The sequence below is a fragment of the Cohnella yongneupensis genome (genome assembly GCF_042655785.1).
Classification (GTDB): Bacteria; Bacillota; Bacilli; order Paenibacillales; family Paenibacillaceae; genus Cohnella; species Cohnella yongneupensis.
In genome coordinates, this window is sequence record NZ_JBHSNC010000021.1 from 41,817 (window position 1) to 58,581 (window position 16,765).

12 protein-coding genes are annotated in these 16,765 nt (G+C 52.5%); 9 read left to right on the plus strand and 3 right to left on the minus strand.

Translation table 11 applies throughout. The features are described from left to right. Positions 1–302: 302 nt before the first annotated feature. The 3 genes from ACFPQ4_RS06785 to ACFPQ4_RS06795 are packed head-to-tail and all read left to right on the plus strand — an operon-like array spanning position 303 to position 3,544. A complete protein-coding gene (locus ACFPQ4_RS06785; RefSeq protein WP_378111025.1) occupies positions 303–1,667 on the plus strand; it encodes an ammonium transporter in 1,365 nt (454 codons plus the stop codon). A gap of 45 nt (positions 1,668–1,712) precedes the next feature. Further along, the gene (locus ACFPQ4_RS06790; RefSeq protein ID WP_378111026.1) at positions 1,713–2,792 is read left to right on the plus strand and encodes a DUF294 nucleotidyltransferase-like domain-containing protein; all 1,080 of its coding nucleotides are present in this window, start codon (positions 1,713–1,715) and stop codon (positions 2,790–2,792) included. A 5-nt stretch (positions 2,793–2,797) separates the two neighbouring features. Beyond that, a complete protein-coding gene (locus tag ACFPQ4_RS06795) occupies positions 2,798–3,544 on the plus strand; it encodes an exonuclease domain-containing protein (RefSeq protein ID WP_378111027.1) in 747 nt (248 codons plus the stop codon). Positions 3,545–3,546: 2 nt separating this feature from the next. Here the strand turns inward: ACFPQ4_RS06795 and ACFPQ4_RS06800 are convergent, their stop codons facing one another. Together ACFPQ4_RS06800 and ACFPQ4_RS06805 are read right to left on the minus strand one after the other, a co-directional pair. Beyond that, a complete protein-coding gene (locus tag ACFPQ4_RS06800; protein WP_378111028.1) occupies positions 3,547–3,978 on the minus strand; it encodes a M67 family metallopeptidase in 432 nt (143 codons plus the stop codon). An 83-nt stretch (positions 3,979–4,061) separates the two neighbouring features. Next, a complete protein-coding gene (locus tag ACFPQ4_RS06805; protein WP_378111029.1) occupies positions 4,062–5,372 on the minus strand; it encodes an MFS transporter in 1,311 nt (436 codons plus the stop codon). Positions 5,373–5,571: 199 nt separating this feature from the next. Between ACFPQ4_RS06805 and ACFPQ4_RS06810 the strand changes: the two genes are divergently transcribed. Continuing rightward, positions 5,572–6,159, plus strand: coding sequence for a TlpA family protein disulfide reductase (locus tag ACFPQ4_RS06810; protein WP_378111030.1), 588 nt, complete (start codon positions 5,572–5,574; stop codon positions 6,157–6,159). 89 nt (positions 6,160–6,248) lie between these two features. Here the strand turns inward: ACFPQ4_RS06810 and cimA are convergent, their stop codons facing one another. Beyond that, positions 6,249–7,862 (minus strand): citramalate synthase, encoded by a 1,614-nt coding sequence (cimA, locus tag ACFPQ4_RS06815; RefSeq protein ID WP_378111031.1) that lies wholly within the window; start codon positions 7,860–7,862, stop codon positions 6,249–6,251. 156 nt (positions 7,863–8,018) lie between these two features. Here cimA and ACFPQ4_RS06820 point away from each other — a divergent pair, with 156 nt between their 5' ends. The 5 genes from ACFPQ4_RS06820 to ACFPQ4_RS06840 all read left to right on the plus strand — a co-directional run bounded on the left by ACFPQ4_RS06820 (position 8,019) and on the right by ACFPQ4_RS06840 (position 16,656). Further along, positions 8,019–9,302 (plus strand): DNA polymerase IV, encoded by a 1,284-nt coding sequence (locus ACFPQ4_RS06820; protein ID WP_378111032.1) that lies wholly within the window; start codon positions 8,019–8,021, stop codon positions 9,300–9,302. A gap of 120 nt (positions 9,303–9,422) precedes the next feature. Then, on the plus strand, positions 9,423–9,659 hold the full coding sequence (locus tag ACFPQ4_RS06825) for a ferredoxin (protein ID WP_378111033.1): 237 nt from the start codon (positions 9,423–9,425) through the stop codon (positions 9,657–9,659). Between the two features lie 191 nt (positions 9,660–9,850). Then, complete coding sequence (locus ACFPQ4_RS06830; RefSeq protein WP_378111034.1) at positions 9,851–11,677, plus strand: CHASE2 domain-containing protein; 1,827 nt, start codon at positions 9,851–9,853, stop codon at positions 11,675–11,677. A 17-nt stretch (positions 11,678–11,694) separates the two neighbouring features. Then, positions 11,695–15,003 carry a FecR domain-containing protein gene (locus tag ACFPQ4_RS06835; protein ID WP_378111035.1) on the plus strand — a complete coding sequence of 1,103 codons (3,309 nt, stop codon included), beginning with the start codon at positions 11,695–11,697 and terminating at the stop codon, positions 15,001–15,003. Positions 15,004–15,072: 69 nt separating this feature from the next. Continuing rightward, positions 15,073–16,656 (plus strand): stalk domain-containing protein, encoded by a 1,584-nt coding sequence (locus tag ACFPQ4_RS06840; protein WP_378111036.1) that lies wholly within the window; start codon positions 15,073–15,075, stop codon positions 16,654–16,656. The last annotated feature ends 109 nt before the right edge of the window (positions 16,657–16,765 follow it).

A 16,765-nucleotide genomic window follows, 5' to 3' on the forward strand; every position in this document is an offset into this window, starting at 1 on the left:
GTCATTTTCTACCGGGATGACATATAAACTAACACATATAAAGTACATACAGAATGCATGGGAGATTTGAACGGCAAAAGCCAGGCGGTTGTCCACGAAATAGCAAAAATGAAACGCGATTTCATGATTTTGTAGTCTAAATCCTAACATTAGTTCACTTTTATTAAGTTAATGTTAGATTTTTGGCGTAATCCATTAAAGAATTTACAAAAAACGTATTGTCAAATCGTGAAGATCAACCTATAATGACACTAAGTCTTTCTTATTGTGTCATGAAACATTACATGTGGGGAGTGGTTGTCGTGGTCAAGAAAAGTTTGTTAGCAATTGGGGCTCTGCTTGTCCTGTTTCCAACGCTTGCATTTGCGGATGATCCATCCGTAGCGCAGCTGAACATGGGACTGAACGCGATTTGGGTATTGGTCGCGGGCGTACTCGTACTGCTCATGCAAGGCGGATTCATCTTGCTGGAGTCCGGTTCCACCCGGATGAAGAACGCGGGTCACGTAGCAGGCAAGACGATTTTCACGTTAGGTCTCTGCTCCTTGATCTACTGGGCCGTAGGTTACGGCTTCTCGTTCGGTACGGAAGCAAGCGAATCGCTGAACAAATTTATCGGTACCGGAAGCTTCCTGTTCGAACCAAGCTTGACGGCAGGCGATGGAGAAGGCTATCCTTCCTCGATCTTCTTCATATTCCAACTGGCATTCGCGGCGGTATCTCTCTCCATCGCATGGGGCGGCTTCGCAGAGCGTGCTAAGCTATCCGCATACTTAATCTTCACGATCGTGTTCTCCTCGGTCATCTATCCGGTTATCGCTCACTGGATCTGGGGCTACGGCTGGCTCGCCGATGACGGCGCGCAAGACTACGCCGGTTCCACGGTCGTTCACTTAACGGGCGCCATGGGTGCCTTGGCGGCAACGATCTTGTTGAAACCGCGTATCGGTAAATTCAACAAAGACGGATCCGCCAACGAAATTCTCGGTCATAACCAAGTATTCACGGCGCTTGCGGTATTGTTGCTGTGGGTGGGCTGGTTCGGCTTCAACGCAGGTAGCGCGCTTGCAGTAGGCGATGGATTCTTCGGATACGTCGCGTTCAACACGCAACTCGGCGCCGCAGGCGGCGCGGTAGCAGCGCTCCTTATCTCTTGGCTCGTAAAAGGCAAGGCAGATATTACGGCGATGCTGAACGGCGCTTTGGCCGGTCTCGTTGCCATCACCGCATCTTGTGCTTACGTTGAACCGTGGGCTGCGGTCGTAATCGGTCTTGTAGCGGGTACGCTTGTATTCTTCAGCGCTATGTTCTTCGAGAAAATCAAAGTCGACGATCCGATCTTCGCCTTGTCCGTACACGGCGCGGCAGGAGTCTGGGGCACGCTGTCGAATGGTATTTTTGCAACGAAAGAGCTGGTCGGCAAAGTAGGCGTCGGTAAACCCGGCTTGTTAGACGGCGGTGGCGGAGAGCAATTGTGGGTACAATTCGAATCCGTCGTCGTGTGCGGCGCGTTCGCATTCGCTGCATCGTTCGTCGTACTGTGGATCGTTAAACAAGTGATCGGCTTCCGCGTAACGGAAGAGCAAGAGATCATCGGTCTCGATCTCAGCGAACACGGCAACTACGGCTATCCGGAACAAATGAAAAAAGCTGGCACGTCGGTCTAATTCAGCAATCACCTACCGGCGACCTTATTAGGAGGCATAAGCCGCATGTCTAATCCCCCGCGGGAGAAGCGGTTGCTTGATATCGCCGTCGCCGAGAACCTTGAGCAGCTAAGGTCGATGCGAGAGTCGGAGCAAAGCCGGTTATCGGCTAAAATCTCCTTCTCTCCGGTTCATGCGGTGGTGGATGCCTTAAATCATCTGCATGACGCGTTGATCGCTAGGACGATTAAGCTCGCGGAAATCGAAATGGCACGGTTGGGGCATGGCGCCCCTCCCGTGCCTTACGCATATTTGTTGTTCGGCAGCGGAGGTCGCTCGGAGCAGACGATGTGCAGCGATCAGGATAGCGGTCTCGTGTACGCGAATCCGGCGGATGAAGAACAAGCAACGCGCTACCGTCACTATTATTTACGGCTTGCCGAGATCATCGTGCAATCTCTAGTCGCGCTCGGTTATCCGCCTTGCGAAGGCAATGTTATCGCATCTAACGCCGAATGGTGCTTGCCGATATCGGAGTGGGAAAGCAAGATCGACAGGTGGTTTACCGAACCGAACTGGGAGAACGTCCGTTACTTGCTGATAGCGGCGGACGTCCGACCGATCGCGGGTCATGTCGCTCTCGCGGATCAGCTTAAAGATCGTTTTTTCAACGATATGCTAGGCAATCCGATTATCGCGCAACGAATGCTAGAGAACACGCTAAGGCACAAAGTGCTGCTCGGTTTTTTCGGACAGTTGCTAAGGGAGCCGTACGGCGACGATGCCGGAAGCTTGGATATTAAATATGGCGCGTATATCCCGATGGTTAACGCGTTTCGGCTGTTGGCTTTGCGGTCAGGGATTCGAGAGACTAGCACGCTCGGCAGAATCGCCGCGTTGCGCCACTCCGGCTTGCTGACGATCGGAGAGGCCGAGACGGCTTCGCAGGCGTTCTCCTTCTTCTTGCGGTTAAGGCTGATCGCTACGATCGCGGGCGAAGACGGCCAAATGATCGGAACGGGTAAAATTTCGCGGGCAAGGCTCACGAAAGAGCTTATGCTACCGCTCAAAAAAGCGCTGAAGGCGGGTAAATTTTATCAACGGAAGGTTGAACGGGAGATGAAGGGCCGCTTCGGCGGGAGGTGAGAGGAATGAAGGAACCACCCAAAAGCACGAATTCGATGGGGAGAATGTGGAATCTCTACAAAATGGGTGGACTGACGCCGGCGATCGCGTCAATGCTAGGCATGTCCAATGCGCAGCAAATGGCGTTCATTCGTTCGATGTCGCGGGATCAACGCAAAGAAAGTTCGCTCGAAATGCAGCTCTCGGAGATGGGAGCAGTCGTGTTCGACTTGGAAACGACGGGATTTAACCCTTATAACGGGGATGAAATTATATCGATCGGCGGAGTGCATATTCGCGGCGATCAATTCGAGGACGCGGAACCGTTCTATCAGCTCGTAAATCCGAAACGTAAAATCCCTAGACATATTACGGAATTGACGGGTATTACGAACGAAATGGCGGAGAAAGCGCCGGACCTTATGCAAAGCTTGCATGATTTCATGGACTTCGCGGGCAAGCGGGTACTGATCTGCCACGGCAGCGGACACGACAAGCAATTTCTGAATTCCGCGCTGTGGCGGACTTCCAAAGTCAACTTGACGCATCGCGTCGTCGATACGATGATGATCGCCAAGTGGCTGGAACCGAAGCTCATCCATTACGGGCTCGACGAAGTGCTCGAACGATACGGCATCGCCGTTACGACGCGCCATCATGCGCTGCACGATTCGATTATGACCGCCAAACTATACTTTCATTTTTTGAAAATGATCGCGAATCGGCAAGTGTCCTCATTGGGCGAGTTATACGCCTATTTAAGCCGACATTAACGCTAGGGTACGCAAGTTAGCGGTAAAGGTATCCATTCGTCGCCAGTATGCTTGAATACAGCTGTATTCGGATGCGGTCCGGCAAAGCCGACGATCCAATACGATTCCCAGGGCACGAGCGCTTGCTCGTCCCGTACGCTTGGCGCGCAAGTGCCGGCAGGATGGGAATGGAACACGCCAACGATGTGTCGTTGGTTTTTTTGTGCTTCGTAACAGGCTGCGATCCAATCGTTGCGGTCGAAGGCGAAGCTGTCGTTAGCCGAGGACGATACGTTGCGAACGAGCGAGAAGCCGTCGGGTATTAACGTCTCGCCGGATTCGGACTTCTTCCCGTAGATGACGCCGCATGCTTCTTGGGGAAGACGGCTGCGGCATGCCGCGATCAAATCGTTGTTCATCTGTTGCGCAAGCTTGACGCTCATTACGTTGGACATAACCGAAATTGCCTCCTCTCATACGCTAGTATGCGTGAACGAAGAGAGCTAGGCAATCGGGAATCACTAACGGCATTTAAACGTTATTGCACCTGCTTGCCCGGCTTAACGAGGAAGAAGACGAGACCAAGCGCGACTAGCGATAAAATAGATACCGTCATGAACACCATTCGGTGCGAAACGCTCATCATCCAACCGAACAACGGCGGACCGAACGCGACGCCGAAGAAGCGCAAGCTGCTGTAGAGCGACGTGATCATGCCGCGCTCCGCCTTTTCGACGGCGCCGGTAATCATCGTGTTCAAGCAGGGCAGAAGCAAACCCGTGCCGATGCTGCTTACGGTCAACAATCCGATAAATACGTACAGGTTAGAGTTGAACCAGATCGCCAGCGCGAGCGACACAACCATCATAATCAGGCCGATATTCATGAGCCATCGCATGAGCACGCCGTTTTTCCGAATCACGGTACCCGTAATGTAGGCGGTCGTGACCATACCGAACAAAGGAATAGCCAGGACGAAGCCTTTGCGTACGCCGGCGATGGAATAAGGTTTATCCTCCAAAATATTGGACAGGAAGAAGAGTACGCCGAACAAAATGAATAGCGCCAAAGAGCCGCTGAAAAACGAAGAGATGAGCCATCGTCCGTGCTTGGCGAATATTTTGCGTATCGAGCGGATGTACTCGCGAATCGGCTTCGGTTCTTGTTGTCGCTTCGGTTCCTTGATGAGGAAAATGATCGCCAGGAGCGATAGCGCGCAAAAAGCGGGAAAAGCAAAGAAAGCGGCATACCAGACGATAAGCGCAAGCAACGCGCCCAAGATCGGGCTAATGACTTTACCCGCGCCGTTGGATGCCTCGATTAGCCCGAGCGCTTGGCTTTCCTGTCCATCCTTGTACATGTCGCCGACTAGCGCCATCGCGATCGGTGCCGTACCGGCTGCGCCGATCCCTTGCAGAGCTCTCGCGCTAATGAGCACGCCATAGGAATCCCATACGGCTCCGAACCCGGCCAATATACCCGCGCCGCCATAAATAATAAGCGAAGGGATGATAACCGCTTTGCGGCTGAACCGATCGGATAAGTACCCGGCAAAAGGAATGATGATCGCCGCCGAAATGGAAAATAAACTGATGACCAAGCTGCTTTGAAATTGCGAGATGGCAAGCTCCCGGCGTAACGTAGGCAATACGGGGACGAGCATCGAATTGCCTAGCACGAGGACTAGCGGGACGGTTGCAAGCGCAATATATTCCCATACTTTGCTTTTGCGACCGCCTTCGGTTTTGCCTTTGTCGCCGGACTTCGCCTTCTCGGCTTCTTCATGTGTTGGCGTAATGTCGCTAGTGAACGTTACGGTGAGCCTTGATCTGGATTTTGTAGCCGCCATGGCGTGTTTCGGTCCTCCTAACGAGTTTGCGGGAATGAATTCGGGTGTAGAACAGACCTAATGTACCCGCGAACGCTGGGGGCTATGCGCTTGGCTTGACGGACGAAAGGCGTTACAGTTCGGTGACAACGCTTGGAACATAGACGATAAATGGGGTAGAATAAGTGCAATGAGGAATGCTTGAAAAGCGAGGATGCACATGAAAAAGAACATCGTAATATTAGCGCTAGTGCTGGCGGCGGTCGTGGTCGTCGTTCTTACGAATAATAACGGCAACAGCAGTGCCGGTACGCAGGAAAACAGTCCGGAAGCTTCGTACGAAGACGTGCAAGGCGTCAACGGGGACATCTCGAAGGCTCCGAAGCAAGGCGCGATCGCACCGGGCTTCACGCTTGCGTCGCTCGACGGAACTTCGGAATTTAAAGTCGGGGGCAAGCGGGATAAAGTATTGATCATTAACTTCTGGGCGGCATGGTGCGGTCCGTGCGAACTGGAAGCTCCCGATCTTGTCGATATATACGACAAGCATAAGGACAAAGTCGACTTATATGCAGTTAACGTAACTAAGTTCGACAAGCTGAGGGAAGCGAAGGATTTCGTGAAAGAGCAAGGGTTCAAGATGCCCGTGCTCACCGACGACAAAGGAGAAGCCGGGGATTTGTACAAAGTGTTTTCTTATCCGACGAGCTTCATCGTCGATCGCAACGGGGTCATCCTCCAGCGAATCGAAGGCGTTATCGACAGAGAGCAATGGGAGACGTACTTGGAACAAGCGATCGCTTCTTAAATGGGGCGAGTAGAATAGACAAAAAGGCTGTGCCGCGACTCATCGATTCACCCGATGAGCTGCGACACAGCCTTCTTTAATGATTCCGATTAGTGATTGATTAACCCGAGCTCTTCCCTACGCCCACCGGATGGAATTTCGTCCTTCACCATGCTGAGCAGGGCGTAGCGGATACTATCGACAAGTGCTTCCCAGCTCGCTTCGATAACGTTGGAGGAGACGCCTACCGTGCTCCAAGTGTCCTTGAAGTCAGTCGATTCGATCAATACGCGCACTTTGGCCGCGGTCGCGTCTTTCTCGTCGAGCACGCGTACTTTATAATCCGTCAAGTGTACGTCGCGGATACCCGGATAGAATTGTACGAGCGCTTTGCGCAGGGCATTGTCGAGCGCGTTAACCGGGCCGTTCCCTTCCGCTACCGTGTACACTTGTTCTCCGCCGACCGTAATTTTCATGATCGCTTCCGTATTCAGCGTTCCGCTCGATTTCTCGACGTTGATCTTGAAGGAATCGACCGTGAACACTTGCTTGGCTCCGCCGGCGGCGTCGCGAAGCAACAATTCCAGCGAAGCGTCGGCGCCTTCGAATAGATAGCCTTGATGCTCCAATTCCTTGATTCTGTCAATAACTTCGCGAGATTTCAAGCCGTCCGATTGCATGTCGAGGCCCATCTCTTGCGCTTTGGACAATATATTGCTCTGGCCGGCAAGCTCGGAGACGAGCACGCGCTGCTTGTTGCCGACAAGGTCAGGCGAGATGTGTTCGTAAGTCTTGGAATCTTTCATAATCGCGGAAACGTGAATACCGCCCTTATGAGCGAAAGCGGCATTTCCGACGTACGGCTGATTAACCGGTAGATGAACGTTGGCGATCTCGCCTACGTAACGGGCTACGTTCGTCAGCATTTTCAATTGATCGTCGCTAACGCAGGAGTATCCCATTTTCAGCTGCAAGGTCGGCAGGATCGAGCACAAATTCGCGTTGCCGCAGCGCTCGCCGTAACCGTTGATCGTGCCTTGGATATGTCTCGCGCCCGCGGTGACGGCGGCCAGCGAGTTCGCCACGGCCAATTCGCAATCGTTGTGCGTGTGGATGCCGATCGGCGCATCGATGACGGAGACGACGCGGGAGACGATTTCCGCGATTTCATTAGGCAGCGTTCCGCCGTTCGTGTCGCAAAGGACGATCCACGCGGCGCCGGCTTCCTTCGCCTTCTGGAGCGCGGCGAGCGCGTATTCCGGGTTCGCCTTGTAGCCGTCGAAGAAATGTTCCGCGTCGAATAGCGCTTCCATCCCGCCGCGGTTGACGAACGCAAGCGATTCGTAGATCATCGCAAGGTTCTCTTCAAGCGTCGTCTGAAGCGCCGTATGTACGTGGAAATCCCATGTTTTTCCGACAAGGGTCGCCGCTTGCGCGCCGGACTCGATCAAATGCTTCAGATTCACGTCTTGTTCGCAGGCGATATTTTTGCGGCGGGTGCTTCCGAACGCCGTCAACTTAGCCTGCAGCTTCATTTCGCGCACGCGCTTAAAAAACTCGATATCTTTGCTGTTGCTGCCGGGATTGCCGCCTTCGATATAGTGGATGCCCAGAGCGTCGAGCTTGAGCGCGATCTTTACTTTGTCTTCTGCTGTCAGGCTGATGCCTTCACCTTGCGTGCCGTCGCGTAAGGTCGTATCGAATATGCATAAGGGTGTTGACATGCGTAAAGAAAAGCCTCCTTCGGATCAAAAAACAAGTTAAACTATTATAGCATGGCTTGCATTAAATGTAGAGAGCGATCCGCTATTATTGCCGCGGCATCCGATCTATTTGTATAATGAAACTTACATCTTAACGGCAACAAGGAGGCGGCGACGGTGAGCGATAGCAAACGCAGAATTATCCTTCATATCGATATGAACGCGTTTTATTGCTCCGTGCACGCCGCCGAGCAACCCGAGTTGTACAAAGGCAAGGCGACCGCCGTGGCGGGCAGCGTGGAACTACGCAAGGGAATACTCGTTACGAGCTCTTACGAAGCGCGGGCGTTCGGCGTTCGGACCGGAATGACCGTTCGGCAGGCGCTTGGCCTTTGCCCCGAGCTGATTTTGATCGCGCCCGATTTCGACCTGTACCGCAAATACAGCAAAGGCTTCATGCAGATCGCCGGCAACTACACGCCGCTCGTCGAGCCCGTATCGATCGACGAATGTTACCTCGACATTACGGGCAGCTCGCAATTCGGAACGCCGCTGGAGATCGCCGATACGATCCGCCGCAGGGTGAGCGAGGAATTGTCTCTCCCGTGCTCGATCGGCGTCGCGCCGAACAAGCTGCTCGCGAAGATGGCGTCCGACATGCGCAAGCCTAACGCGGTGACGGTGCTCCGCAAGCGGGATTTTCCGGCGCTATTGTGGGATAAACCTTGTCAGACGCTGTACGGAATCGGATCGAAAACCGCGGACAAACTATTACGGCTCAACATTCGGACGATCGGACAGCTGGCGGCTGCGGATGAGCGCATGTTGGAAGAACGGTTCGGGGTTTACGGCGCATGGATGAAGAAGGCTGCCCACGGAGCAGACGACGCTCCCGTCGAGCCGGTGCACGAGGCGCCGAAGTCGATCGGACATACGACGACGCTGCCCGAAAATTTGACGGAGCGGGAGCAATACCATCGCGTGCTGCTGAATTTGGCGGATCAGACGGCAAGACGGCTCCGTCATCAGGGCATGGTATGCAGAACGGTGCAGCTGACGATCCGCGACCCGGACATGCGAACGATTACGAGGTCGGCCACGATGCTGGAAGCAACGGACGATGCGCAGACGGTCTATCAAGAATCTTGCCGGCTAATGGACGCCCACTGGAATGCCGGAAATCCCGTAAGGCTGCTCGGCGTGACGCTGCAAACGTTGACCGCTAAGAAGGAGACCCCCGTGCAATTGGATTTGTTCTCGTTCGAACGGCAACCGAAGCAAGACAAATTGACCCTAGCCATGGATAAGCTGAGGAACAAATACGGAGAAGACGCCGTGCTGACCGCGGGCATGTTAGGCGATGATCCCTCCTCGCTCATTCGCAATAAGCAGCGCCGGGGGACGTCGCTGCAGAAAGACTTTTTACGCGAAAACCATTCTCGCAATGAGAATGATTATTAAGACCGTATAGCGATGGAACCGATCTGTAAATTTGTTTGATCTCGCATACGTTTTGTATTATATTGAACAGTAGATGGACTACTTATCGTTAGAGTCGTATTGATATTAGGAGGTTATTCCATGGCCAAGTTTACCTATGTAGATAAAGACACTTGTATTGCTTGCGGCGCTTGCGGCGCGACGGCACCCGACATCTATGATTACGACGATGAAGGTCTTGCTGAAACGATCTATGCCGGCGATGGAAATCACGGTACTAAGGAAATTCCCGAAAGCTTGTACGACGATCTTCAAGACGCGTCGGATGGATGTCCTACAGATTCGATTAAAGTAGCGGACTCTCCGTTCAATATGTAATCTTAACTGACAAGCGATGAAACAAAGCTCTTTTCTAGGGACTAAGTCCTAGGAAAGGGCTTTTTTGTCGTTCTATGCATTACTGTCGTCACATTAGTCATTTTTTGGACAAAATTCAACAAAAATCATAGAGCCTCAGTTATAATAAAAGGGAATATGGAACGATTTTCTTAGAGTGGGAGGGATATCTTTTGAAGGAAAAGATTAAGCGGATCGCTATCGTGCTGAACGTTATTTTGTTAGCGGCGGTATATTTTCTCTATCATTCCCATGCGCTTTCCAAGCTTGATAACTTGTTGGCGGACTTCAATATGGAGGCCACGGCAGATCATGTCGAGAATCCTAACATCATAGTCGTCACGATCGACGAGCCGTCCATCGAGGCGTTGGGGCAATTCCCTTGGCCGCGTGACGTATACGCGCAATTGTTAGCTAATTTGAACCAAGAAGGCAATATGCCGAAGGCGATTGCGTTCGACGTTATTTTCAGCGAGCCAAGCAACGATCCGGATAGCGATATGGCGTTCGCCGAGGCGCTCTCCACGTATCCTAACGTGATTTTACCCGTCGTTGGCAATATGGGCGATGTGTTCAGTACGTCCGTCGCTAAACGGGACGAGCTGATCAAGCCTTCGTCGGTGTTAAAGCCTTACGAGTTGTTCGGAGATCTCGTGCAGCAGGCGCACATTAACAAGGTCAGCAGCCCGGACGGCGTTATCCGGCAGACTTGGCTTAAGCTGCAAGGACCGGACGGGGAAGTCATTCCGTCTCTCGCCTACAAAGCCGCGGAGATGGCTGGCGCGGATCTTAGCCGATACGACGACATGACCGACCCGAAGAAGAACGACGAGCCCGTCGCCAAAAATACGATCACGATCGACTACCAGCTGGAGACGGACGACTTCACGACGTTCTCTTTCGTCGACGTATTGAACGGAACGGCTCAGACGGATCGGTTCAAAGACGCGGTCGTCTTCATCGGCTTCACGGCGGTCGGACTCTCGAGCGACGGGGGTCAAGATACCGGCGTATCTCCGATCGAGAAAGGCTTCAAGCTCGTCTATGCCCATGCAAATATCGCCAACCAGCTGATGACGGGCATTTACGTGTCATATAGCCCGGATTGGGCGGAAATGCTGCTGGCGTTGCTGCTGTTCGCCTTGTTCTTATGGCTGCCGTGGCGAGTAAAGAATGTGTACTCGTTCCTGATTTTCGTAGCGGTCGCGCTCGGCGTCCTTTACGGACAGTACGCGGTGTACGACGCCGCGACGTTCCGAATCGACATCGTGTACGGGTTGCTGGCGATGGTACTGGCATACTTGGCCAACGTCTCGCTCAAATCGTATTTGGATAGCGTGCAGAAGAGCTTCGTTACGAGGCAGTTCGGCCGATACATTTCTCCGGATTTGGTTAAGCAAATCGTCGAGAAAGACATCGATATCGAGCTTGGCGGAGACTTGAAGCTGATTACGATTCTGTTCCTCGATATTCGCGGGTTTACGCCTCTATCGGAGAAGCTGACGCCTCCCGAGCTAGTAGACACGTTGAACACGATGTTCAACATGATCACCGAGACGACGCTTAAGAACGAAGGAACGATCGATAAATTTATCGGGGACGCGGCGATGATTCTATTCAACGCGCCTCTGAACGTCGAGGAACACGAGCGTATGGCCGTCAAGACGGCTTACGAGATTCAGCAGGGCATGAACAAAATTCGCGACGATATTCTCGAAAAATACGGTTGCGAGGTCAACGTAGGCATCGGCATACATACGGGGAACGTCGTTGTCGGCAACATCGGTTCGTATTTGCGGGTCGATTATACGGCGATCGGCGACAACGTCAACATCGCGGCGCGGATCGAGTCGCAGACGAAGAAGGGACAAGTCCACGTCTCGGAGCAAGTGTACGAGAAAACCAAAGCGTTCTTCCGCTTCGACGAGGGCGAGGATCGCATGTTCAAAGGCAAATCCCATCCTATTAAAGTATATGAAGTTTTAGGCATTATCGAATAATGAGAGGAGAACACTTAATGCGTAAAAGTTTGATTCGATTGATGGCGTTGTTACTGATCGTCATGCCGTTTCTCGGCGTATGGGCGAACGAGTCGTCGGCCGCTACGTCGCGCGTCGCGGTCATTAAGGAAATGAAAGGCACAGTTAAAGTCAAGAAGGCCGGAGGCTCGAAGGAGTTTTCGGCATTCGCCAAAATGAGCCTGAACGAAGGCGACGTCTTGTCCGTAGGCGCGAATGGTTCGGCGGTGCTGCAATTCGCGAACGGAACTTCGGAGGACGACCGGATGACGGTATCCTCGAATTCGAAGCTGACGTTCTCCAAGCTGTCGAACAAGAAAGGCACGACGACGAAAGTCAGCATATGGAGCGGCTCCGCATGGTCCGACGTCAAGTCGATCACGAGCGCGGAAGATAACTTCACGTTGGAGACGCCGACCGCTGTCATGGGTGTCCGGGGCACGCATCTATTCATTGTAGTCGACCCGGTTACGGGGGCGACCAGCGTAATGGTAGCGGCGGGCGTCGTATCGACGGAGACGACGGGCACAGATAAAAACAAAAAGCAGCAACAGTTCATCTATCCGACGCAGAACGCACTCGTTACGACGAACGGTTCGGGACAATCGGACATAACGACCGCGACGGTCGATCTTTCGGCGCTGGTGGATGAGATGGATTCCGTCATACTAGAATCTTTTCTTCGTGCAGCGGCAGAGATTAACGAGGAAAATAGACGATTGCAGGATGCTTACATGAACGAAATGCAAATCCAACAAAATGATGTGCAACGCGTGCAGGGCAATATCGAAAATCTACTTGCAGCGGTCCTCAACCAAGCGCTTAACGCGAATAAGATCGACCAAGCGACTCTTAGCAGGCTGGTCCAGCAAGCGAACGAGCACGCGGCGAACATCGATCTAAGCCGCAAACAGTTGGACTTGACGGATGCGGAGAAAAAGCAGCAGGAGCAGCAACGCCTTAAAGGAAAGCAAGCGAAGGAAGATGCCGAGAAACGTTTGCAGTTGGAAAAGGAAGCGCGGGACAAGCAATTGGAGTTAGAGCAGAAGCTAAAGGACGAGAAAAAGAAAAAAGAAAAAGAGAACGCCGAATTGCTGAAGAAAAAGCAGAAGAAGGCGTTCGACGATTACGAAGCTCAGCTAGATCAACTGGAGAAAGACCGGTTGAAGGAAGACAAGGCTAAGCGGGACGCGGAGCAAGGAACAGTGCCGACCGGTACGACAGGGTCGGGTGGTTCCAATTCTAGCGGATCTCCTAGCGTGGAGCCTTATGTGGCTCCGTTGAAGTCGGTTATGCTGGTCTACGACGTATACTCGGATGAGATTTCTGCATCTCCTTCGCCAATGGAAGTTCATATTCCATTGGAAGAAAGCACCTATCAGCTTAAGGTGCCAGACATGCTAGATGACATCCGTCTCGAGATCGAGACGTTGGACCCGTTGGAGGATTCCAATCCGCTAGCAGGCGGCGATCTGAATGTCGTAGCGAATGGCGTTCCAGCCTATTTCGATGAATACGACGGTTATCACATACCTTTAATGGATGAACTAACGACGATAACGATCGACGTGAAGCCGCATGGCGAGCCGGCTACCGAAGCCAATACGAAGCGATTTACTTTAACGGTCATTAGACCTTCTTTGCCGGAAGGTATTAGCTTTACAACCTCGACGGATACCGAGGAAAGCTTGAATTGGAAATCGAAATGGTCGGGAACGTTTAGCGCGATTGCGTCGTCGGAGATCGATTCGATAACGTTTAACCCGAGTTACGGGACGCTATACGATATTGCGACGCTGTCGTGCGATAGCATGAATTGCGAAGGCGTTGATGTCAATGGCATGCAGGCTAGCGGGCTCATGGCCGGAGAAATCTACGAATTCACGCTTTATTTGCAAAATAGCCATCATTCGCTTGCGCTGCGATTCACTCTCGGGAACGAAATCGAGCAGACAGATTGGGCGCAAGTGTTCGAGGATCAATTGAACTTCTATCCGGATTACGAAAGCGAATCGGTAGACTTCGAGCATGAAGGCAACGTATATACCGCCGATGTCGGCATCGACGTCTCACGGATTAGCTTGCCAGCCTATTTCGAGTACGGAGATAGATTCTACGTTGCGGGGGTCTGGGACGAACAAAAGATGTCGTTCGAATCAGATTACAGTTCCATTGCTTGCAACGAGCATTCTGGCTTCTGCTTAAATTTAGATGTCGGTATCAATAAATTCAAAGTCTATGTCATTGATTACTATGGCTTCGGATCGTATACGTACGAGTTAACCGTTAATAGAAGCGATCAGCCTACTGGAATGGTAAGTTGGTCCATCGAACATTCTTTGGACGGATTCCAGTCGGTTGCATCGCTGCCGCTAACACGCAATGCAGTCGGAGGCGAATGCGAGTACTACAATTGCTACTTCGCTCATATCGACAATGATGAAGATAATGGCGTAAGGCTGGCGATGACGTTGGACGGCACGAAGCTTATGGGTTATGAACTGGATCAAGGCGAAGATTATGTAGGTAATGAACTGCCGCCTGAGGCGAATCAACCAATAGTGATCGATTTAGCGCATTTCAAGGAGAACTCAACGTTAGAGCCTGGCAAATACGAATACACGCTACTATTGACGGACCGGAATGATTATACGAGCATTTATAGAATTGTCGTATTCATTGGGGAGCGGCAACCGCCACTTCAGTTAGACGAAATCGATGCAAAAGATAGCGAGAATAATACGACTCTCTTGGATGCGAGATTCGGAGGAGATAATAAGTGGATCGTCAATTCGCAAGACTTGGCAACTTCGCTTGATATCTACTCGCTGAATTCGCTGGACACGCTCTGCATTTCGCCGAACGTATATGGTAGTTACGTAGAGTGCACGAACAATTTCAATCAAGATTATGGATATTTTACGTTATACGGGCTGCTACCAGGAGTCAATTCCATCACTATGGGGCTACTAGACCCGATTACGCGTCAACTGTATGCTGAATACGAATTGGTTATATATAACGGTATCGAAACGCTCCATCCGGCCGACTACGCACTACAGGATTTCCCATATTGGGATCCGGCTGAACTGTACTATGAGGGCGGCGATGTAATTGTCGATCCCGCAATGGTGCCGTCTGGCAAAGCGTTCGTCGGCGTCTACGATGGTCGCGGCCAACTCGTTCAACCATCGGGTGATGGCACGTATCACATAGAGGCCAGCCTCGCTGATGAAACCTATTATGTTGTCGTCCAGGACGGTCAATATATCGTGTCATCGAAGCTGTCCGTAACCATTCCGCGCTAGTCTGTTCTCTATTGATTTGGTTGCTCATTGACTAGCAATCTAGCACCTTCACTCAAAGGAGTTTAAAAAATGCCTAATATTCGCACGAAGACAAAAATATCATTCGCACTGACTTTATCTCTCGCGCTCTCCGTTCCTACTCTCGCATCCGCCGCTGCGGATACGGGCTGGACGAAGTCGTCCAAGCTGTACGAGGTACGTACTTGGACTGGCAAATCCGAGCTCGGCCACACTAACGGAGCGTTGAACGATACGACGTTCTTCCATCCGTATTCGGCTGTGGCACTCCCCGACGGGCGATTGCTCGTATCGGATTTTGAAAACCATCTGCTTCGCGCGGTGTCGGCGACCGGCACGGTGACATATGCGGGTTTGGATCTCGGCCAAGACGAATCGAACTTGCCGATCGGCGGTTATGGCGACGGTCCATTGCTGAAATCCGCGTTCGAACATCCGGCCGGGATGGCGATCGATGCGCAAGGCAACGTCTTCCTCGCGGACAGCGAGAATAACGCCATTCGCCGCATTGGCAAAGACGGTCAAGTAACGACGTTGGCGGGCAGCGGCAAGCTCGGCTCGGATGACGGCGCGGGCGAGGCGGCTAGCTTCGACCATCCGTCCGACGTGGCAGTGGACAAGAACGGAACGGTATACGTAGCCGATACGTTGAATAACGCGATCCGCAAAATTTCGGCAGACGGCCAAGTCACGACGCTGACGGCGAACTCCGATCGCCCGATCGAATATTTCCCAGGCGCCGTCGACTACGCGGGTAATTTCAAGGACGGACCGATCGCATCGGCGATGTTCAACGAGCCTAGCGGGCTTGCGATCGATGCGAAAGGCAATCTATACGTCAGCGACCGCGGCAATCAGCGAATCCGTTACATAGACTTCGCTGCAGGCACGGTCATCACAGTAGCCGGCGGCGGCACGTTGGACAAGCAAGCGCCTTACGTCGAAGGAGATTACGTGGACGGATCGGCGGTTCAATCGCGCCTGAACGCGCCAGAAGGATTGACCGTAACGCCGGACGGCACGCTCATTATCGCGGATAGCTTGAACCATGCGATCCGTACGCTGAAGGACGGACAAGTCGGCACGTTGACGGGCATCGCTACCGAATTCGGCAAGTCGGACGGCGTGTCCGCATCCGCGCAATTCAACCATCCGACAGATGTGACGGTGCTCGCGGACGGACGTCTCGTCATCGTCGACGAATACGGCAACAAAGTGCGCGTACTGCAAAAGTACGCGGCGCCTGCGTCGTTGCCTGCCGACAAAATAATCAAAGTGCTTTACGACGGAGCGTTGGTTACGACGGACGTGCCGGCCCAAATGAAATCCGGCTCGGTTATGCTCCCGCTACGCAACGTAGCTACGGCGCTTGGATATACGGTCGATTATGACGACAAAGCGCAAGCGGCGATCCTCACCAATGGGGAAACCGTCTACACGATCAAAAGCAAATCCAAGAAGGTGACGAAGACGGTGAAAGGCAAAGCGCAACAGATCACGCTGAATGCCGCGACGTTCGAGAAGGGCAACCGGTTGTTCATTCCTGTCCGCTTCTTCGCGGAAGAAAGCGGCTTGGACGTGCAATGGGATCAAGCGGCGCAAATCGTCGTCATCCGTAATAAGCAATTCAATTAATAAGCCGAGGATGTCCTCGATCTTTAGCATCGTATTCATAAGCTCCGTCCCTTCGGGCAACCGAAAGGGGCGGAGCTTTCTTCATTCCGTCCCGCCGCTAGCCGATAAA